Raw genomic sequence first — 19,776 nt, 5'->3', positions numbered from 1 at the left:
TCAGACCTGAGGCGCTTCCGGCGTGGCACCCTTCGTCTCGACGTCCTCGAGCGCGAAGAAGTCCTCGACGTCCTTGACACCCCAGCCGAGCAACTTCGCCACCGGTTTCGCGGTGATGTCGCCGTTCCGATACGCGTCGACGTAAGCGTTCACGATCGGCCAAGCGGGTCGAGGCTCCTGCGATGCCGTCGAGAGCTCCACGTACTCAGCAGGTTTTCCGAGATTCATGTAGACGGAACGAGCGCTGACCCCTCGGAGCTGCTCGCAGGTGTTGTCATCGATGAATCTCTCGTTCAGCAGACGCCAGGCCATCGCGTCCGGCGAGAGTTGGAAGTGCTCGACCAGCGAGGGGAACACGTCTTCCGCTGCCTGCCCGGCAAGGACGTTCTTGATCTCGTGCGCAGGCGCGAGGAACGCTGCGGCGAAGCTGTTCGCGCGCTTCTCCTCGTTGGTCTTCGTTTCCCACATGCGTTCTTCGAGAACACCCTGACGGGCGTCCCCGAACGCAATGTGCGCCACCTCGTGAGCGAGCGTGAAACGTTGACGAAGTGGTTGGTTCGTCGGAGCGAGGACGATGATGCGTGCATCATCGTCCTCGTAGGACAGACCATCGATACCCGCGGGCAGCTCCGCCACCTGTACTACGACACCGAAATGCTGTTCCACGGCCGCCATCATCTGGCTGGTCGAGAGCGCACCGAGGGGCTGATCGATCTGCGCGACGTACGAGGCCGCCATCCGAGAGACCTCCACCGTGTACCAACTCGATCGCGAGTCGAGGCGCGGAAGGACCGGTAGCGCGAAGGGCCTCCCCAACTCGTTGAGACCTCTGACGGCCGAAACGAGGCGCTCGACGACCTGGCTACCAGCCGAGTCCTCGACTCCCACCGCACGCGTTCGTCGGGCCAGCACCGGGCGGAACGGTGGTCGCCCCGTGATCAGCCAATCGACGCTCCGCCGGCCGACCTCCGCGATTCGCGCCAGTTCGAGGGACGAGAAGCGTCGGCGCCCGGACAGCGACTTCGACAGCTTGCTCGCGTCGAGGCCGATGGCCTCCGCGAAGTCGGACTTGGCCAGCCCTGATTCAGCAACGACCGCTGCAACCCGCTGCTCGATGGTCTCGCCCATGGAGAGATTCTACCGCACTTGCGATAATCGCAACAGGCAATCGTTGCGTGCCCGTCAGCAGAGAGTCACGATACGGCCGGCGGCTGCGATCGCAGTCTGGTCGTGCGCCGCGTGCACGACGACGACACCCCGCGCGGCCTCGTCGGCCAGCGCCGCCACGACGAGTGCGGCCGACGCCGCGTCGACACCGGCGGTCGGCTCGTCGACGAGCAGGACGGACGCCTGCTGCGCCAGACCGAGGGCCACGAACGTACGCTGACGCTGCCCGCCGGACAGCTCGTCGAGGGGACGGTCGGCCAGGTCGGCGATCCGCAGCCGGTCGAGCTGCTCGTCGACGACGGCGCGATCGGCGCGGGTCGACGGCCGCCACCAGGGGCGGGCACGCCAGCGGCCCATCGCGACGGTCGCGCGGACGGTCAGCGGCAGGGCGGTCGGCGGGACGGCCTGCGTCACGTACGCCGCACCGGAGGACGGGAGGCCCGTCACGGCCCCGGCGGACGGCGTCACCACTCCGGCGAGCGCGTCGAGCAGGGTCGACTTGCCGGAGCCGTTGGGGCCGGTCAGCGCGGTGACGACGCCGGCGGGGAAGGTCGCGTCGAGGGCGTCGAGCACGGTCCGGTCACCGCGCCGGACGACGAGCCCGCGGACCGCGACGGCCCGGTCGGCACCGGCGGCGACACGGGTACCGGCGGACGTGCCGGCACGGGCGGCGGCACGGGTGTCGGGGGCTGTGGGCACCTGTGGAGCCTATCAGTATCGATAGTCATTTTCATGTAGCGTCGTCGACCGTGACCTGGCTGACCGATCCGTTCTCCGTCGACTTCATGCTGCGGGCCCTCGCCGGCGGTGCCCTCGCCGCGGTGCTCTGCGCGGTCGTCGGGACCTGGGTGCTCGTGCGCGGGATGGCGTTCCTCGGCGAGGCGCTCGCCCACGGCATGCTGCCGGGCGTCGCGGTCGCCACGCTCGCCGGCTTCCCGCCCGTCCTCGGTGCCGCGGTCAGCGCGGGGGTCATGGTGCTCGGCGTCGGGGCGCTCCGGCGTCGGGCGCGCCTGTCGTACGACACCTCGATCGGCCTGCTGTTCGTCGGCATGCTCGCGCTCGGGGTGATCGTCGTCTCGTCGTCACGGTCCTTCGCCACCGACGTCACGGCGATCCTGTTCGGCGACGTGCTCGCGGTCACCCGCACCGACCTCGGCGGACTGGCCGTCGCGGTCGCGGTGGCGCTCGTCGTCGCCGCGGTCTTCCACCGGCCCTTCACCGCCACGGCCTTCGACTCCCGCAAGGCGGCGACGCTCGGTCTCCGCCCACGGCTGGCGGAGGTCGTGCTCATCGCCCTCGTCACGCTCGCGGTCGTCGCGTCGTACCGGGCGGTGGGGACGCTGCTCGTCGTCGGGCTGCTCCTCGCCCCGGCCGCGGCGGCACGGGCGTGGACCCGGCACGTCGGCTCGACGATGCTCCTCGCCGCCCTCGTCGGCACGGCCGCGGTGGCCGTCGGCCTGCTCGTGTCCTGGCACCTCGGCACCGCGGCCGGCGCGAGCATCGCGGGCGTCGCGGTCGCCGGGGTCGCCGTGTCGCAGGGCGCCGCAGCCCTGGTGCGCCGCACACCACGACGACGCAGCACCGAGCCGGTCCCCGTCTGACACGACCACACCCACCCGACCACCACGAGAGACGACCACGAGAGGCACCATGCGCCATCCGACCACCACCCCACGGACCCGCCGGCCCGCAGCCCGCGCCCTGACCACCACCGCGGCCACGATCGGCCTCGCGCTCGGACTCGCCGCGTGCTCGACCACCGACGCCGGCTCCGGCACCGGACCCGGCTCCGGCTCCGGCTCCGGCTCCGGCTCCACGAGCAGCAGCACCGCGAAGCCGCACGGCTACGTCGCGGGTGCGAGCGAGGCCCAGGAGCCGCAGGTCCGCCTGCTCGCCGTCGGGCCGGACGGCGCGTCCGCCGTGCACGACCTGCTCAGCGGCGAGGCGACCGGACTCGACCGCGTCGACGCCCCGACGCACTCGGCGACCGACGGACGGTTCCTCGTCACGACCACCGCGGAGCGCACCACGGTCCTGGACGGCGGCGCGTGGACGGTCGACCACGGGGACCACACGCACTACTACGCCGCCGAGCCCCGGGTCGTCGGGACCCTCGCGGGCGGCGGCCCGGTCGAGGTGCACTCCTCCGAGACGACCACCACGATCACGTGGCCGGAGCGGGGCGAGGCCGTCGCACTCGACCGCGCAGCGCTCGGCCAGGGTGACGTCGTCGAGACCGCCCGCGTCGCGGCCACGGTCCTGCTCCCGACCGCCGACGGACTCGTCGCCGGGACCCCCGAGGGCGTGCAGCTGCTCGACGCCGAGGGCGCACCGACCGGCACCCCCCAGGCCTGCGCGGACCCGGCCGGCGGCATCGTCACCCGGGCCGGTGCGGTCGTCGGCTGCGCGGACGGCGCGGTGGTCGTTGGCGAGGACGGGTCCACGAAGACCGTGGCGCTGCCCGCGGGCGCCGAGCGCCCGACCACCTTCGCCGCCCGCGCCGGCCGCCCCACGGTCGCCGGCCTCGCCGGGACGACCGGCTTCTGGCTGCTCGACAGCCGTGAGGGCACCTGGCAGCTCGTGCCGACCGAGCGGCCGCTGCGTGCCGTGTCCGCGGTGGACGACGAGGACGGGCACGTGGTCGCGGTGGACGACGCCGGACGCGTGGTCGTCGTGACGGCGTCGACCGGTGCGGTGGCCACGACGGCGCCGCTCGTCGACCCCGCCGCCGGACCGGTGCTGCAACTCGACGGCCAGCGCGCCTACGTGGCCGACGCGTCCGGGGCACGGGTGCACGAGGTCGACTTCGCCGACGGCGCCCGGGTCACCCGCACGATCGACCTGCCCGTCGCCCCGACCGCCCTCGCCGAGGTCGGGCTGTGACGCGCCGGTCCCGCGCGCTCGTCGCGGTCGCGGTCACCCTCGGGCTCGTGGGCGGCACGGCGGGGTGCAGCTCCCCCGGCTCCGACCGCCCGCTCGTCGCGGTGACGACGAACGTCCTCGGCGACGTCGTGACCGAGGTCGTCGGCGACGCGGCCGAGGTGATGGTGCTCATGCCCGCCGGCGCCGATCCGCACTCCTTCGAGGTCTCGGCGCAGGAGGCCGCGCGGCTCCGCTCCGCCGACCTCGTGGTCGAGAACGGCCTGGGGCTCGAGGAGGGCGTGTCCCGCCACGTCGAGGCCGCAGAGCAGGACGGGGTCCCGGTCACCACGGCCGGGGACGCGGTCGAGGCCCTGGAGTGGACGACCGAGGACGCGAGCGGTCCGGACCCGCACATCTGGACGGACCCGACCCGGATGGCCGACGTCGTGCGCGCGCTCGACACCGACCTGCGCGAGGTGGGCATCGAGCCGACCGGCACGGACGCGTACCTCGACGAGCTCGCCGCCCTCGACGACGAGATGACCGAGGCCTTCGCGACGATCCCGCAGGAGCGCCGGGCACTCGTGACGAACCACCACGTGTTCGGCTACCTGGCCGACCGGTACGGCTTCCGGGTGGTCGGCGCGGTGATCCCGAGCGGCACCACCCTGGCCTCGCCGAGCGCGGCGGACCTCCGCGACCTCGCCGACGCGATCGAGCAGGCCGGGGTACCGACGATCTTCGCCGACCTCTCGCAGCCCGCACGCCTGGCCGAGGTCCTCGCGGACGAGGTCGACGTCCACGTCGAGATCCGCTCCCTCGCCACCGAGTCCCTGACCGCCGACGGTGCGGCCGCGACGTACCTCGGCATGATGCGGGCCAACACCGCGTCGATCGTCGCCGGCCTGTCCGTTTTCAAATGAGAATGAGAATCAGTACAGTGAGAGGCATGACCACGTTCCGCACCGCACTCGCGCCCGCAGCACTGCTCGGCGCCGCCGCCCTCGTCCTGACCGGCTGCTCGGCCGGCTCCACCGACGCCGGCTCCGACACCGACCGCCAGGACCGGTCCGCCGACGGCGACCGTGTCGTCCTGACCTACGACGGCGGCCTGCTCACCCTGGACCGCGACCTCCGCGTCGTGTCGGACGACCCGATCGAGGGCTTCACCCGCGTCAACCCCGCGGGCGACGGTCGGCACGTGCTCGTCACGGTGCCCGCCGGCTTCCGGGTCCTCGACACCGCCGCGGAGCCCGCGCTCACCGACGCGGTCTTCCCCGCGGACACCGGCGGCCACGCGGTCGTGCACGGCGACACGACGGCGCTCTTCGCCGACGGCTCCGGCGACGTGACGGTCTTCGAGCACGACGAACTCGACGGCGACACCCTGCCCGACGTCGAGACCACGACGTCCGAGGCCCCGCACCACGGCGTCGCCATCCAGCTCGAGGACGGGACCCTCCTCACCACGATCGGCACCGAGGAGTCGCGCTCGGGCGTCCGCGCGCTCGACGCCGACGGCACCGAGACCGCCCGCTCCGAGGAGTGCCCGGGCGTCCACGGCGAGGGGGCCGTGCGCGACGAGGTCGCCGTCTTCGGCTGCACCGACGGCGCCCTCGTGTACCGGGACGGCGCGTTCTCGAAGATCGACGCCCCGACCGCGTACGGCCGCACCGGCAACCTGTTCACGACCGCAACGAGCTCGGTCGCGGTCGGCGACTACAACGACGACCCGGACAGCGAGGGCTACCTGCTCGACCAGGTCGCGATGATCGACGCCGAGTCGGGCGAGTACCGCGTCGTCGACATGCCGGAGGGCGTCGGCTTCACGTTCCGCGACCTCGCCCGTGGTCCGAGCGACGAGGCCGTCGTGCTCGGCTCGGACGGCGCGCTGCACACCTTCGACACCGAGACCGGTGCGGCGCTCGACACGATCGACGTCATCGCCGCGTGGGAGGGACCGGCCGAGTGGCAGGACGCGCACCCCGCGCTGAAGGTGGTCGGCGACGTCGCCTACGTCACCGACCCGGCCACGAAGCGGGTGCACGCGGTGGACCTCACCTCGGGCGAGGTGGTCGCCTCGAGCGACACCCTGCCCGGCGTGCCCAACGAGATCGCGGTCGCCTAGCGTCCGACGCGACCACCGGACGGACGGGAGGCGCGGTGCGGGCCCGCACCGCGCCTCCCGTCCGTCGTGTGGTCGCGACCCGGTCGCGCACGTCGCGTCAGCGCCGGCGACGGATCTGCGCCACCGACGCGTCAGCGCCGACGTCGCGTCAGCGCCAGCTGCTGCGCTCCGCGTCGAGCCGCGCCCGCGCACGGGCGATCAGCCCGCGCACGGTGGACGCGGGGAGCCCGACGACCTCGGCGACGTCCCGGTAGCAGAGCCCGTCGACGTGCCGCAGCTCCCAGCACCGCCGCTGCAGGGGCGGCATCGCGGCGAGTGCCCGCCGGGCTGCGGCGACCAGCGAGGCGCGCTCGACCACGGCCTCCGGGCGGTGGTCGACGGGGGCGACGGACTCCTCCGGCGCCTCGCCCCGACGGCGGTGCGCGGCGGCGCGGAGCCGGTCGACGCTCCGTCGCCGGGCGGTCGTCACGAGCCACCCGGCGATCGCGTCGCCCTCGACGACGTCGGCGAGGTGGAGCCAGGCCGCGACGAAGGTGTCCTGCACCACGTCGTCCACGTCGCACGAGCCGTCGAGCATGCCCGCCGCGACCGCGCGGACCAGACCGTGGTGCCGTCGGACGAGCTCGGCGAAGGCCCGGTCGTCGCCGGCCGCGACCCGACCGACGAGGCGCCCGTCGTCGGTGGTCGCCGGTGTCGAGGGCGGGACGCGCGTCGCGGGCGGCGCGTCGAGGGTCGTCGTGCGGGACGGCAGGGTGGTCCGGGTGGGGTCCGGGAGGGTCGCGAGCATGGTGCCCCCTGATCAGCGGCTGTGGTTGCCGGTGATTCGGAGGCGGGGCCGGTCCGGGTGCCTCGCCGACGACCCCCAGAAGGCGGGTGGAACGGCGGCGCGAGGGTGGGCGTACGCCTACCGGTCCGGGTCGCCGCTCGCGGTTCAGGACACCGCCGGACGCCACATCGACACCGGGGCCGCGGTGCCGAGACCGGTGATCGGCGCGCCCTCGCCGAACCCGTGCCGCCGGTAGAGCCGACGGTTCAGCGGGGTCGACGACTCCAGGTACGCGTGCCGACGCTGCCCGTCGACGCGGTCGAGCGCGTGCTCGAGCAGCAGTCCGCCGACGCCCTGCCCGCGGGCCGCTGCGGACACCCCGATCTCGGCGAGGTACCAGTGCGGTGCGTCCGGACGGGCGCGGTCCATCCGACGCAGGTGCCGGAGGGCACGGAGGGCACCCCCGACACCGAGGACTCCGAGCAACGCGGGTGCCTGCCGGAGGAAGGCGAGCACACTGCCCGGGTGCGGACGCGGGGCTTCCCAGAACGCCGCGCCCACCACACCCCCTGAGGTGGTGTCGACCGCGACGTCGACGGCGCGGCAGCGCTCCGGGACCGAGCGGATCAGCGCTGCGAACAGTCCGGTGAGCACGGCGGTGCGGTCCTCGCCCGGGCGCGCGGGGCGGAACGCGTGCAGCACCGGATCGTCGGCGAAGGCCTCGGCCAGGACGGTGGCGACTGCCGGGAGCTCGTGCGCGGCGGCGGGTCGGACGATGATCGGCATCGGGTCTCCTCCTTGATTCGGCCGTGTGGCCAGATCGAGTTTCCCGTCCGCTCCTGGGCACGGGCCGTACGCTGCCTGTGATGCCCCCTGGACCCGGACCCCGCGCCTACCGCAGCCGCGCCGCGCGCCGCGACGAGCTGCTCGACGCCGCTGCGCTGGTCGTGCGCGACGGGGGCCTCGACGCGCTCACGACCCGTGCCGTCGCCGAGCGGGCCGGGGTCGCGCACGGTGTCGTGCACTACGCCTTCGGGGCGCGGCGGAACCTCGTCGTCGCGCTGCTCGACCGGCAGGCACGCGACGTCCTCCCCCGGGTGCTCGCGGCCGCCGACGCCCATGCCGACCTCGCCGGGGCGCTCGACGCAGCCGTCGCCGCGTGGCTCGAGCTCGTCCGCGCCGAACCCGAGCGCTTCCTGCTGCTCGAGGCGGTCAGCGGGCCGGCACTCGCGGACGACGACGTCCTGGTCGCCGAGGAACGACGGGTCTGGCGCGAGGGCGTCGCCGCCGGGGTCGAACGGTGGACGACCCGGACCGGCGTGCGCCTGACCGAACCCGCCGAGGTGGTGGCGGACGCCGTGCTCGCCCTGATCGACGGTCTCGGCCGCGCGGCGTGGAGCGACCCGGACGGCGTCGCGACCGAACGGGCTCGCACGGTGCTCGTGCGCGGGCTCGCGGCGGCCCTCACCGTCTGACCGCCCGACCGTCCGACCGCCGCGACGTCGTCGGCTGCCGGTAGGGTGCGGGGACCATCACGACGAGGGGATCACGATGAGCGACGACGACCGACGACCGACCACGCCCGAGCAGCAGGCCTGGCAGCAGACCGCGGGGACGCAGCAGCAGGGGCAGCAGCAGCACGGCCAGCAGTTCGGCCAGCAGCAGTACGGTCAGCCGTACGGGCAGCAGGTCGTCGTGAACGCATACCAGCCCGCTCCGCCGCGCGGCCTGAGCATCACGAGCATGGTGCTCGGCCTGGTGTCGATCGTCGCGGGGTTCACGCTGATCGTCCCGGTGATCGGGCTGGTCCTCGGCTTCGTCGGCATCCGGAAGGAGCCGGCCGGTCGAGGGATGGCCATCACCGGGATCATCCTGAACGGCATCATCGTGGCCGGGTGGGCCGTGCTGCTCGTGGTCATGCTCGTCTTCGGGTTCGGCCTGTTCGGGGCGGCGGCGACGAGCGGCACGACCAGCCCCTAGCCACGACGGACGCGGCCGGCACGACGGGCCCAGCCGGCACGACGGGCCCAGCCGGCTCGACGGACGCGACCCGCACGACGGACGCGACCGGCGCCTCCCGCGCGACCCACGACGTGACGGGAGGCACGGTGCCAGCCGGCACCGTGCCTCCCGTCCGCGTCAGCGCGTCAGCGCGTCAGCGCGTCAGCGCGTCAGCGCGTCAGCGCGTCAGCGCGTCAGCGCGTCAGCCCTTGACCGGGATCGACTGCGCCTTGAGCGCCGCGATCGTCTTCGACTGCCCGTTCTCGAGCGCCTCGGTGAGCGTGCCTTGCCCGGACGCGGCCTGGCCGAAGCCGTCCGACACGTCCGCGTAGGTCTGCGTCATCGTGGGGCCCCAGGTGAAGGGCTGGATGTCCTTCGCGGCCGAGGCGAACTCCTCGTAGATCTTCTGGTTGCCGTAGAAGGGCAGGCCCTCGGTGAGCGCCGGCAGGTCGGCACCGGTCGAGGACGCCGGGTAGAGGTTCGCCTCCTTGTTCAGGGCGGACAGCGCCTCGGTCGAGGTGTTCAGCCAGACGAGGAACTTCGACGCCTCGGCCGGGTGCTTGCCACCCGCGAACACGACGTTGGACGAGCCGCCCCACGCGGCCGACTTGCTGTCACCCGACTTCCACTGCGGCATCGGGGCGACGGCCCACTTGCCCGAGGTCGACGGCGCACCGCTCGAGATGGTGTTGGCGCCCCAGACCGCGGAGACCCAGGTCCAGTCCTGGCCGCTGTCGTACGCGGCGTTCCACTGGTCGGTGAAGCTCGGGACGGTGTTGACGAGCTTCTTGTCGATCAGGTCCTGCCAGTAGTCGGCGACCTTCTTCGACGCGCTGTCGGTCAGGTTGACGTCCCACTGGTCGCCCGTGTTCGAGAACCACTGGCCGCCGGCCTGCGAGACGAGCCCGGCGAACTGGTTGACGTCGCCCTTGGCGAAGTTCGTGATGTTGCCGCCCTTGGCCTTGATCTCCTCGGCGGCCTTGGCGTACTCGTCCCACGTCGTCGGGACGGGGATGCCGGCCTGCTCGAACAGGTCCTTGCGGTAGTACAGCGCCATCGGCCCGGAGTCCTGCGGCACGGCGTAGACCGACTTCGACTCACCGAAGGTGACCTGGTTCCAGAGGCCCTCGGAGAAGTCCTTCTTCGCGGCGGCGACCCCGGCGCACGCGCCGATGTCCTGCAGGCCGCCCTGCACGCGGAAGGCCGGCAGCGAGTCGTACTCGACCTGGCCGATGTCCGGCGCCTGCTTGGCCTTCAGCTGGTTGAAGAAGTTCTGGTACGTGCCGCTGTTGCCGTTCGCGACGATGGAGACCTTGACCTGGATGTCCGGGTTCTCCTTGTTCCAGATCTCGACGACCTTGTCCATGTTCGGCACCCACGTCGTGAAGTCGAGGGTGACCTTGCCGCCCGAGGGCTTGCAGCTCGACGCCGCGGAGTCGGAGCCGCTGCTGCCGGAGCCGCCGGCGCTGCAGCCGGCGAGGGCGACGGTCGCCGCGACGGCGATCGCGGCTGCACTGAGGAACTTCGTTGTCTTCATGCTGTTTCCGTTCGGATGTGAGGGGTGGTGCGTCGGGAGGGTCTTGAGCCGGTCCGGGTGCCCCGGGCCAGCGGCGGGGGCCGGGGGCCGGGGCCGGGTGCCGGTGGCCGGGGCCGGGCGCCGGTGGCCGGTGGCCGGTTCGCGCTACTTGAGGCCGCCGGCGCCGAGGCCGGACCGCCAGAAGCGCTGCAGGGAGAGGAAGGCGACGAGCAGCGGGATGATCGAGACGAACGACCCGATGAGCACGAGCGTGCGCAGGTCCGGGTACTGGTTCACGCTCGAGTTCCACGTGTAGAGGCCGAGGGTGACCGGGAACAGCGACGTGTCCCGGAGCATCACGAGCGGCAGGAAGAAGTTGTTCCACACGGCGACGAACTGGAACAGGAAGATCGTCACGAGCGCGGGCGACATGAGCCGCACCGCCACGGTGAAGAACGTCCGGATCTCTCCCGACCCGTCGATGCGCGCGGCCTCGATGATCTCGTCCGGCACGCTCGACGCCGCGAACAGCCGGGACAGGTACACGCCGAACGGGCTGACGATGCTCGGCAGGAACACCGACCAGAACGTGTCGGTCAGGTCGACCTGGCTGAAGATGAGGAACAGCGGCAGGGCCAGCGCGGTCGCCGGCACGAGCACGCCGCCGAGGAACACGTTGAACAGGGCCTCGCGGCCGCGGAACCGGTACTTCGCGAGGGCGTAGCCGCACATCGCCGACAGCACGGTCCCGAGCAGTCCGGCGACCCCGGCGTACGCGATGCTGTTGGCCATCCAGCGCAGGTAGACGCCGTCCTGCCGGGTGAACAGCTCGACGAGGTTGCCGAGGAAGTCCTGCACCGAGGTCGCGCTGAACCACAGCGAGAACGTCGTGTTGAAGTTCGCGGCCGTCTTGGTCGACGACACCAGCAGCCAGAAGATCGGCAGCAGGAAGTACAGGGTGAAGACGCCCATCACGAGCATCGCGGCGCTGCGCGAGATGACGCTCTCGCGGGGACCGCGCGCTCCGCGCTGGTGCGGACGGGAGGCGCGGTTCGGCTCGAGCGGTCGGCCCGCGTCGGCGACGAGGTCGCGTCGGGAGGGTGCGTTGACGGTCATTCGGCGGCCTTCCGCTGGGTCAGTCGGAGGAACCCGATCGACAGGACGAACGTGGCGAGGGCGAGGACGACCGAGAACGCCGCCGCGAGGTTGAAGTTCGGCACCGACGAGGTCGAGTAGACGAGCATGTTCGGGGTGAACGTCGACGTGATCGTCGAGGTGAACTGGCGGAACACGGTCGGCTCGGTCAGGAGCTGCAGGGTCCCGATCACCGAGAACACGGCGGTGAGGATGATCGCCGGGACCACCATCGGGATCTTGATCGACAGGGCGATGCGCATCTGGGACGCGCCGTCGAGCTTCGCCGCCTCGTAGATCTCGGTCGGGATCGCCAGGAGCGACGAGTAGATGATGAGCATGTTGTAGCCGACGTAGACCCAGGTCACGACGTTGGCGACCGCCCAGAGCACGGTGCTCGCCGAGAGCAGGTCGACGTTCGAGGTCAGGAACGAGAACGGCGACAGGTCGGGGGCGTAGAGGTAGCCCCACATGATCGCGGCGATGACGCCCGGCACCGCGTACGGCGCGAAGAACGCCAGGCGGAAGAACCGCTTGCCGCGCAGCAGCGGGGAGTCGAGCAGCAGGGCGAACAGCAGCGCGAGCCCGAGCATCACCGGGACCTGCACGACACCGAACAGCAGCACGCGGAGGACCGAACCCCAGAACTCGGTGTCCTGGAACACGAGCACGTACTGGCTCAGGCCGCCGAACACCTGCGTCGGGGCGCCGAACGTGCCCTGGCGCTCGATCTTCTGCAGCGACTCCCACACGGCGTAGAGGATCGGTGCCAGGTAGAACGCGGCGAAGAGCACCGCGAAGGGGAGCACGAAGATCGCGATCGCGCCGCGGTACCGCGAGCTCCCGCCGGTTCGACGCCGACGCTCGGTCGACCCGCCTGGGGTCGGCCGGGCCGCGCGGCGCGACTGGGTGGTGGTGGTCATGAGCGGGCTCCGGGGGTGTGCTCGGTACGGATGATCTGGGTGCCGCCCGGGGCGACGACGGTGGTGCCGTCGACCGGCCGGTCGGCGACGAGCTCGTGGCCCGCCACGGTGTGCGCGACCTCGCGGTCGGAGTGGTTGAGCAGGAAGACCCACTCGTGCCGGTCGTCGCGGCGACGGACGACCTCGAGGCCGGGCTCGGCCTGCGGGTCGGGGGCGACGCCGGCCTCCGCGGTGACCCGGCGGAGCAGTTCGGCCCGCGCGGCGTCCTCGAGCACGGTGGACACGTACCAGGCGCTGCCCGCTCCGTGCGTGTTGCGGGTGACGGCGGGGGAACCGGCGAGGGGGCCCTCGGCGTAGGACGTCACCGTCTCGGCGCCGCGCAGCGCCACGGGCTCCGACCAGGTGCTCGCCCGGGTGCCGTCCGACAGCGCCAGGGTCTGCCCGGCGGCGAGCGGGCGGAACTCCTCGACGCGGACGCCGAGCAGGTCGCGGAACGCCCCGGGGTACCCGCCGGTACGAGCCCGGTCGGTCTCGTCGACGATGCCGCTGAAGAACGTCACGACGACGTGTCCCCCGCGCTCGACGTGCTCGGCGATCGCGGCGGCGTGCTCGTCACGCACGAGGTAGAGCTCGGGGACGACCACGACGCCGTAGCCGTCGAGTGGCGCACCCGGCGCGACGACGTCGACGGTGAGCCCGAGGTCGGTCAGCGAGGCGTGGAACGCGTGGACCTGCTCGAGGTAGCGGAGCGCGGTGGTGGGGTGCGCCTCCGTGTCGGCGGCCCACTGGACCTCCCAGCTGAAGACGACCGCGACGTCGGCGACGACGCGGGAACCGCGGAGTTCACCGAGGCGCTCCACGACGGCGCCGAGCGCGACGACGTCGCGCCAGACCTGCGAGTCGGTCCCGGCGTGCGGGAGCAGTGCCGAGTGGAACTTCTCGCTCCCCTGCACCGACTGGCGCCACTGGAAGAAGCAGACGCCGTCGGCCCCGCGGGCGATGTGCGTCGCGGTGTCGCGGAGCATCTGCCCCGGGTCCTTCGCGACGTTGTGCGGCTGCCAGTTCACCGCGCCGGTCGAGTGCTCCATGAGCAGCCAGGGGCCGCCCTTCGCGAGACCGCGCGTGGTGTCCGCGGCGAACGCGAGCTCGGCGTGCGGGCGGGGCAGGCGGTGGTCGAGGTAGTGGTCGTTCGCGATGACGTCCATGTCGTCGGCCCAGGACCAGTAGTCGAGCGCCGTGATGTGCGCGGCGACCATGAAGTTCGTCGTCACGGGCTTGTCGCTCAGCTCGCGCAGGACCGCGGCCTCGGCACGGTGGTGGGCGAGGAGTTCGTCGGACGAGAACCGGTCGAAGTCGAGCGTCTGCCCGGGGTTCGTGAACGAGAGGGTCGCGCGGGGCGGCAGGACCTGCTCCCAGGCGGAGTAGCGCTGGCTCCAGAACGAGGTGCCCCACGCGGCGTTGAGGGCGTCGAGCGTGCCGTAGCGGTTCCGGAGCCAGTCGCGGAAGGCGTCGGCGGAGACGTCGCAGAAGCAGTGTGCGTTGTGGCAGCCGAGCTCGTTCGACACGTGCCAGAGCTGCACCGCGGGGTGGTCGCCGTAGCGCTCGGCGGTGGCGCGGACCAGGGCGAGGGCGTGCTCGCGGTAGACCGGGGAGCTCGGGCAGAACGCCTGGCGGCCACCGGGCCAGCGGGTGGTGCCGTCGGCGACCACGGGCAGGACCTCCGGGTGGGCGGTCGTGAGCCACGGCGGGGTCGAGGCGGTGCCGGTGCCGAGGTCGACGCCGATGCCCGCGCCGTGGAGCAGCTCGATCACGTGGTCGAGGGCGGCGAAGTCGTACTCGCCCTGGTGCGGCTCGACGTGCGACCAGCCGAAGATGTTGATCGCGACGAGGTTCACGCCGGCCTCGCGCATCAGGCGGACGTCCTCGACCCAGACCTCGGGGTCCCACTGCTCGGGGTTGTAGTCGCAGCCGAACGCGAGTCCGGTCGAGCCGAGCCCGAGCGCCGTGGTGGCGGGTGCCGGGAGGGTGGTGGTCACGGTGGTCCTCGCTGGTCGTGGCGGTCTGCGCCGTCCGGTCGCGATGGACCCCTTCGACGGCGAAGGTACTGCTGTGTGGGAGCGCTCCCAGACTGCGCCGACCGATCGTGATCGGAGGGTTCTGGGAGCGCTCCCAGAGTGAACACCAGATCGCGGTGGCTGTCAACACGGCGCCGCTCGGAGCCGGCCGGGCGCGGTGCTGCGCCGCCACCCCGCGGTGCGGGGTGCTCCCGCACAACCGGGAGCRCGTCGCGCCACGGCGAACCACGGCGCGAGGTGCTTCCGGTTGTGCGCAGGGCGCYSAGGCAGGGCGKGGCGCAGGCCCCGGCCGGGGCCCCGCGACCCCGCACCCGGCCGCGCCGCGCGCGCCGATACGCTTGCGGGATGACCGACGTCCGAGCCGCGCGCTCCCGTGCGACGATCCAGGACGTCGCGGACGAGGCCGGGCTCTCCCGCGGCACCGTCTCCCGGGTCCTCAACGACGAGCCCTACGTCTCCGCCGAGGCACGCGAGGCCGTCCAGGCAGCCGTCCGCCGGGTGGGCTACGTCCGCAGTGCCGCGGCCCGCAGCCTGGTCACCCGTCGCTCCGGTGCGGTCGCGCTCATCGTGCACGAGCCGAGCGTCCAGGTGCTCGACGACCCGAACATCGGCAACATCCTCATCGGCACGAACGCCGTCCTGTCCGAGGCCGACCAGCAGCTCGTCACGATCATGGTCGACTCGGCCCGGGACAACGAGCGCGTGGTCGAGTACCTGCGCGGCGGGTTCGTCGACGGCGCGATCGTGCTCTCCGCCCGCGACGGCGACCCCGTGACCCGGGCGATCGAGGAGATCGGGCTGCCCGCGTGCTTCGTCGGGCACCCGTCCGACGCCGCGAACACCTCGTACATCGCGATCGACAACCGCGCCGCCGCCGAGGCCATCACCCGACGCCTGGTCGACACCGGCCGACGGCGCATCGGCATGCTCGCGTCCGGCCTCGACCGCGACTCAGGGCAGGACCGCCTGGAGGGCTTCACCGCCGCCCTCGGCGACCGCTTCGACCCCGACCTGGTCGCACGCAATCCCCTGTTCAGCTACACCGCCGGGGTCGAGGGCATGCGCGAGCTGCTCGACCGCGCGCCCGACGTCGACGGCGTGTTCGCAGCATCGGACGCCGTGGCCGCCGGGGCGATGGACGTCCTGCAGCGCGCCGGTCGCTCGGTCCCCGGAGACGTCGGCGTGGTCGGCTTCGACGACAGCGCCTGGGCCCTCCGCTGCGACCCGCCGCTGTCGACCGTGCGCCAGCCGGCCCGCACCCTGGGCGAGCACGCCGCACGCCAGGTGCTCGAGCAGATCGCCGGGACCGACGACGGACCGCGGGGCCTGATCCTGCCGACCGAGGTCGTCTGGCGCGCGAGCGCGTAGCCCCGCGAACGGCCGGTCACCGCCAGGTCGGCGCGAGCGGGCAGCCCCGACGCCGCCGGTCACCGCCAGGTCCGCGCGACCACCCACCCGTCCCCCTCGGGCACGATGTCGACGACGACCGCGTCCCCGTCCGCGCTCACCTGGAACCGCCACCCCACGGTCCGCTCGGGCGCGTGCGTCATCGCGGACGGCAGGAACTCGGCCGTGGCGGTCAGCCGCGTCGGGCTGTCGCTCACCCGCCAGCGCCGCTCGCGCCACACCATCCGGTCCGGCACACCGCGCTCCCACCACACCGTGGCGACCTCGTGCGTCAGCATCATCTCGACCTCCCGTTCGAACGTGTGTTCGAATGGTACGCGACGGCGCGGACATCGGCACCCGTCGGCGTGCCCCGGACAGGACGGCGGACGGGAGGCCCGTGGCGGCGCCGCCACGGGCCTCCCGTCCGCACCCTCGTCGCGCCGTCAGCCGCCCTGCGCGACCCGGGGCCTGCTCACCGGAACAGGCCGACGACGCGCGTCGTCGGACGCGGTCAGGACCGCCGCGAGACCGGGGCGTCCGGCGGGCCGGACGACGAACGACCCCGCCGGGTGCGGGGCACGAGCATCGCCCCGCCCACCGTCACGGCCAGCGGGAGCAGCACCGCGAGCACGCCCTCCACCTGCCACAGGACCGGACGCGCGTCGGGGGCGGCGTCGAAGACCGCACGGGCGAGGATGCCGACCAGACCGAGGCCGACGATGGCCGCCGCGGGGGCCACGAGCAGGAGCCAGGCGACCGGTGGAGCGCGGTGGACCAGCAGCCACGCGGCGAGGAGCGCGGCGCAGCCGAGGCTCCCGCCGACGAGCCAGGCCACCCCGTCGAGGAACAGGCCGACCACCAGGACCGTGCTCGCGAGGGTCGCGAGGCCCAGTGCCACCGCACGTCCCACCGCGTCGGTCGGCACCCGCGACAGCGCCACGAGCACGAGCACGAGCGGCACCACGAACCCGAGGACGCCCATCACGACCTCGCCGGTGCGGAGCTGCAGCTCGCTCGTCACGACGAAGAAGACCCGCTGCAGCACCGCCGCGAGGAGCACGGACAGCACGGCACCGGCCAGGAGCAGCCGGGCCTCGTCCGTCCGGCGCGCGGGACGGGGCGGCGCCGAGCGTGCGCGGAGGGAGTCGGTCATGGCGGGAACCTACCGCGAGATCGCTCCTCCGACCGGCGGACCCCGGGTTCGTCCGCACGGTGGACCCCGGTCATCCGCCCGAAGCTCACCCCGGCGACGACTCAAGGACGAGGCTCGGAGGACAGCGGCGGGACGCCCGCCCACGACGAGAGGAACGACCGTGACCGACCACGCCCATCCCCTGCCCACCGACCCGTACGCCCCCGCGCCGCGGGTCGACCGGACGAGTTCGCTCGCGATCGCGGGCTTCGTCCTCGCGTTCGTCGCGAACGTCGTCGGGCTCGTCGTCTCGATCGTCGCCCTCGTGCGTATCCACCGGACGGGCGAGCACGGCCGCGGCCTCGCGATCGCCGGCATCGCCGTCGGGGGTGCCTGGATCGCCCTGTTCGCGGTCGCCCTGCTCGCACACGCGCTCGTCGTCACCGTCGGGCACTGACTCGTCGTCACCGTCGGGCACTGACGCGTCGTCACGGTCGGCCACTGAACCGGCCCCTCGGAGGAGCAGCGCGGGCCCCGGGGTACGCCGGTCGCGCGGGAGCACAGTCGCCCACCACTAGAAGGGCATGATGACCACTTCCTCCCGTACCCCGCTCGGCGTCACGCTCGTCGACGGCGGCGCCAACGTCGCGCTCTTCTCCAGCACCGCAGAGCGGGTGGAGTTCTGCCGGTTCGACGAGGACGGCACCGAGCACCGCACCGAGCTGCGGAACCGCACCGGGTACACCTTCCACGACGTGGTCCCCGACGTGGCGGTCGGCACCCGCTACGGCTTCCGCGTGCACGGCGCGTGGGACCCGGCGAACGGCCTGCGCCACAACGCCGCCAAGCTCCTGCTCGACCCCTACGCCACCGCGATCGACGGCGAGTACACGTGGGGCCAGGCGCTCTTCGGGCACGACATGGAGTCGCCCGAGCAGATCGACGAGACCGACTCGGCGAGCGCCATGCCGAAGTCCGTCGTCGCCGACCGCGAGTTCGACTGGGACGGCGACACGCAGCTCCGCACCCCGTACGCCGACACCGTCGTCTACGAGGTGCACGTGAAGGGCTTCACGAAGCAGCACCCCGACGTCCCCGAGGAGATCCGCGGCACCTACGCGGGCCTCGCGCACCCGGCGGCGATCAAGCACCTGACCGACCTCGGCGTCACCGCCGTCGAGCTGCTGCCGACGCACCAGTTCGTGCAGGACTCCACCCTCGCCGACAAGGGCCTCCGCAACTACTGGGGCTACAACTCCATCGGCTTCTTCGCCCCGCACGACGAGTACGCGTCCTCGGGCACGGCCGGCCAGCAGGTCGCCGAGTTCAAGGAGATGGTCAAGGCCCTGCACGCCGCCGGGCTCGAGGTCATCATGGACGTCGTCTACAACCACACCGCCGAGGGCAACCACATGGGCCCGACGCTGTCCTTCAAGGGCATCGACAACGCCTCGTACTACCGCCTGGTCGAGGGCGACGAGGCGAACTACTTCGACACCACCGGCACGGGCAACAGCCTCAACGTGTCGCACCCGTCGGCGCTCGGGCTCATCACCGACTCGCTCCGCTACTGGGTCGAGGAGATGCACGTCGACGGCTTCCGCTTCGACCTCGCCACGACGCTGACCCGCCAGGACGGCGAGGCCGAGAAGCACTCCGCGTTCCTCGACATCATCCACCAGGACCCGGTGCTCCGCGAGGTCAAGATGATCGCCGAGCCGTGGGACACCGCGGGCTACCAGGTGGGCGGCTTCCCGGCCGACTGGTCCGAGTGGAACGGCAAGTACCGCGACGACCTGCGCGCGTTCTGGCGCGGCGACGAGGGCACCCTGGGCGACGCCGTCCAGCGCGTCCTCGGCTCGCCGGACGTGTACGAGGGCTCGCGCCGCTCCCCGCTCTGCTCGGTCGACTTCGTCACCGCGCACGACGGCTTCACGCTCGCCGACCTGACGATGCACGCCGAGAAGCACAACGAGGCGAACGGCGAGGACAACAACGACGGCGAGAGCAACAACACGTCGTTCAACGGCGGCATCGAGGGCCCGACCGACGACGGCGCGGTGAACGACTACCGCGACCGCCAGCGCCGGAACTTCCTCGGCACGCTGCTGCTCTCGGCGGGCATCCCGATGATCCTCGGCGGCGACGAGATCGCCCGTTCGCAGGGCGGCAACAACAACGCCTACTGCCAGGACGACGAGATCTCGTGGTTCGACTGGGCTGCCGCCGACCAGGACCTGCTCGCCTTCACGACGGCCGCGATCGCCTTCCGTGCCGCGCACCCGGCGCTCCGGCCGGAGTGGTACCGCACCGCGCCCGGCGACTCGGCGTCGACCGTCTCGGTGCTCCGCGCCGACGCGAACGGCTTCGAGGACGGCGACTGGGCCGACGGCGGCAACCGTGCGGTGATCCTCGTGCTCGCGCAGGGCGACGACACCGTGGCCGTGCTGCTGAACGCGTCCGAGACCACGGTGGAGTTCACGCTGCCGGAGAAGCCGGGCGGCGGTGCGTGGGAGCTCGGCCTGTCGAGCGACCACGACCAGGCCGTCGAGGAGGGCGCGACCACGCTGCTCGTCCGCGACGCGTCCTTCACGGCACTCGTCTGACCCGCAGGGCCGGCCGACGGACGGCGGCCCGGCCCGACAGCGGTCGCCGGACGGCGGCCGGCGGCCGGCCCGACAGC

The 19,776-nt window shown here is 72.7% G+C and carries 19 protein-coding genes; 9 read left to right on the top strand and 10 right to left on the bottom strand.

Annotation, left to right across the window (positions count from 1 at the left end):
- Positions 1-1,128, bottom strand: a complete 1,128-nt coding sequence (locus BEP24_RS05285; RefSeq protein WP_065961047.1) for an ImmA/IrrE family metallo-endopeptidase — start codon at positions 1,126-1,128, stop codon at positions 1-3.
- Between the two features lie 54 nt (positions 1,129-1,182).
- Positions 1,183-1,866: an ATP-binding cassette domain-containing protein gene (locus BEP24_RS05280; RefSeq protein ID WP_253181582.1), complete on the bottom strand. Its 684-nt coding sequence runs from the start codon at positions 1,864-1,866 to the stop codon at positions 1,183-1,185.
- 50 nt (positions 1,867-1,916) lie between these two features.
- On the opposite strand from BEP24_RS05280, the gene aztB reads away from it, so the two are divergent.
- From aztB to BEP24_RS05260, 4 genes are read left to right on the top strand one after another with little or no spacing between them, the layout of a single operon-like run.
- Positions 1,917-2,768, top strand: coding sequence for a zinc ABC transporter permease AztB (gene aztB / locus BEP24_RS05275; RefSeq protein WP_065961044.1), 852 nt, complete (start codon positions 1,917-1,919; stop codon positions 2,766-2,768).
- 49 nt (positions 2,769-2,817) lie between these two features.
- A complete protein-coding gene (locus tag BEP24_RS05270) occupies positions 2,818-4,050 on the top strand; it encodes a YncE family protein (protein ID WP_065961041.1) in 1,233 nt (410 codons plus the stop codon).
- A gap of 47 nt (positions 4,051-4,097) precedes the next feature.
- On the top strand, positions 4,098-4,952 hold the full coding sequence (locus BEP24_RS05265) for a metal ABC transporter substrate-binding protein (protein ID WP_065961091.1): 855 nt from the start codon (positions 4,098-4,100) through the stop codon (positions 4,950-4,952).
- A 26-nt stretch (positions 4,953-4,978) separates the two neighbouring features.
- Entirely contained in the window at positions 4,979-6,157 is a 1,179-nt protein-coding gene (locus tag BEP24_RS05260; RefSeq protein WP_065961037.1) for a hypothetical protein, read from the top strand.
- A 148-nt stretch (positions 6,158-6,305) separates the two neighbouring features.
- Here the strand turns inward: BEP24_RS05260 and BEP24_RS05255 are convergent, their stop codons facing one another.
- Positions 6,306-6,944 carry a sigma-70 family RNA polymerase sigma factor gene (locus BEP24_RS05255; RefSeq protein WP_083230102.1) on the bottom strand — a complete coding sequence of 213 codons (639 nt, stop codon included), beginning with the start codon at positions 6,942-6,944 and terminating at the stop codon, positions 6,306-6,308.
- Positions 6,945-7,088: 144 nt separating this feature from the next.
- The gene (locus tag BEP24_RS05250) at positions 7,089-7,709 is read right to left on the bottom strand and encodes a GNAT family N-acetyltransferase (RefSeq protein WP_065961033.1); all 621 of its coding nucleotides are present in this window, start codon (positions 7,707-7,709) and stop codon (positions 7,089-7,091) included.
- Between the two features lie 80 nt (positions 7,710-7,789).
- Here BEP24_RS05250 and BEP24_RS05245 point away from each other — a divergent pair, with 80 nt between their 5' ends.
- The gene (locus tag BEP24_RS05245; RefSeq protein WP_065961029.1) at positions 7,790-8,398 is read left to right on the top strand and encodes a TetR/AcrR family transcriptional regulator; all 609 of its coding nucleotides are present in this window, start codon (positions 7,790-7,792) and stop codon (positions 8,396-8,398) included.
- A gap of 76 nt (positions 8,399-8,474) precedes the next feature.
- Positions 8,475-8,903 (top strand): DUF4190 domain-containing protein, encoded by a 429-nt coding sequence (locus tag BEP24_RS18010; RefSeq protein WP_253181580.1) that lies wholly within the window; start codon positions 8,475-8,477, stop codon positions 8,901-8,903.
- 223 nt (positions 8,904-9,126) lie between these two features.
- Here BEP24_RS18010 and BEP24_RS05235 read toward each other — a convergent pair whose 3' ends face one another.
- The 4 genes from BEP24_RS05235 to BEP24_RS05220 all read right to left on the bottom strand — a co-directional run bounded on the left by BEP24_RS05235 (position 9,127) and on the right by BEP24_RS05220 (position 14,533).
- A complete protein-coding gene (locus tag BEP24_RS05235; RefSeq protein ID WP_065961025.1) occupies positions 9,127-10,461 on the bottom strand; it encodes a sugar ABC transporter substrate-binding protein in 1,335 nt (444 codons plus the stop codon).
- 144 nt (positions 10,462-10,605) lie between these two features.
- Positions 10,606-11,556: a carbohydrate ABC transporter permease gene (locus BEP24_RS05230; protein ID WP_253181579.1), complete on the bottom strand. Its 951-nt coding sequence runs from the start codon at positions 11,554-11,556 to the stop codon at positions 10,606-10,608.
- Positions 11,553-12,497, bottom strand: a complete 945-nt coding sequence (locus BEP24_RS05225) for a sugar ABC transporter permease (protein WP_065961022.1) — start codon at positions 12,495-12,497, stop codon at positions 11,553-11,555. Before BEP24_RS05225 ends, BEP24_RS05230 begins: the two co-directional genes overlap by 4 nt.
- A complete protein-coding gene (locus tag BEP24_RS05220) occupies positions 12,494-14,533 on the bottom strand; it encodes a beta-galactosidase (RefSeq protein WP_065961021.1) in 2,040 nt (679 codons plus the stop codon). The genes BEP24_RS05225 and BEP24_RS05220 overlap by 4 nt, the downstream gene beginning before the upstream one ends.
- A 384-nt stretch (positions 14,534-14,917) precedes the next feature.
- Here BEP24_RS05220 and BEP24_RS05215 point away from each other — a divergent pair, with 384 nt between their 5' ends.
- Entirely contained in the window at positions 14,918-15,940 is a 1,023-nt protein-coding gene (locus tag BEP24_RS05215; RefSeq protein WP_065961019.1) for a LacI family DNA-binding transcriptional regulator, read from the top strand.
- Positions 15,941-15,999: 59 nt separating this feature from the next.
- On the opposite strand, the gene BEP24_RS05210 is transcribed toward BEP24_RS05215, so the two are convergent.
- Complete coding sequence (locus tag BEP24_RS05210; RefSeq protein ID WP_065961017.1) at positions 16,000-16,260, bottom strand: hypothetical protein; 261 nt, start codon at positions 16,258-16,260, stop codon at positions 16,000-16,002.
- A gap of 212 nt (positions 16,261-16,472) precedes the next feature.
- A complete protein-coding gene (locus tag BEP24_RS16910) occupies positions 16,473-17,114 on the bottom strand; it encodes a hypothetical protein (protein WP_065961014.1) in 642 nt (213 codons plus the stop codon).
- Between the two features lie 160 nt (positions 17,115-17,274).
- Between BEP24_RS16910 and BEP24_RS17420 the strand changes: the two genes are divergently transcribed.
- Entirely contained in the window at positions 17,275-17,550 is a 276-nt protein-coding gene (locus BEP24_RS17420) for a DUF4190 domain-containing protein (RefSeq protein WP_065961013.1), read from the top strand.
- Between the two features lie 130 nt (positions 17,551-17,680).
- Positions 17,681-19,699, top strand: coding sequence for a glycogen debranching protein GlgX (gene glgX / locus BEP24_RS05195; RefSeq protein ID WP_253181577.1), 2,019 nt, complete (start codon positions 17,681-17,683; stop codon positions 19,697-19,699).
- The last annotated feature ends 77 nt before the right edge of the window (positions 19,700-19,776 follow it).

Origin of the sequence: Curtobacterium sp. UCD-KPL2560 (genome assembly GCF_001705035.1) — a bacterium.
Taxonomy (GTDB): domain Bacteria; phylum Actinomycetota; class Actinomycetes; order Actinomycetales; family Microbacteriaceae; genus Curtobacterium.
The sequence above is the reverse complement of the archived record's forward strand: the minus strand, read 5'-3'. Positions and strand labels throughout refer to the sequence as shown.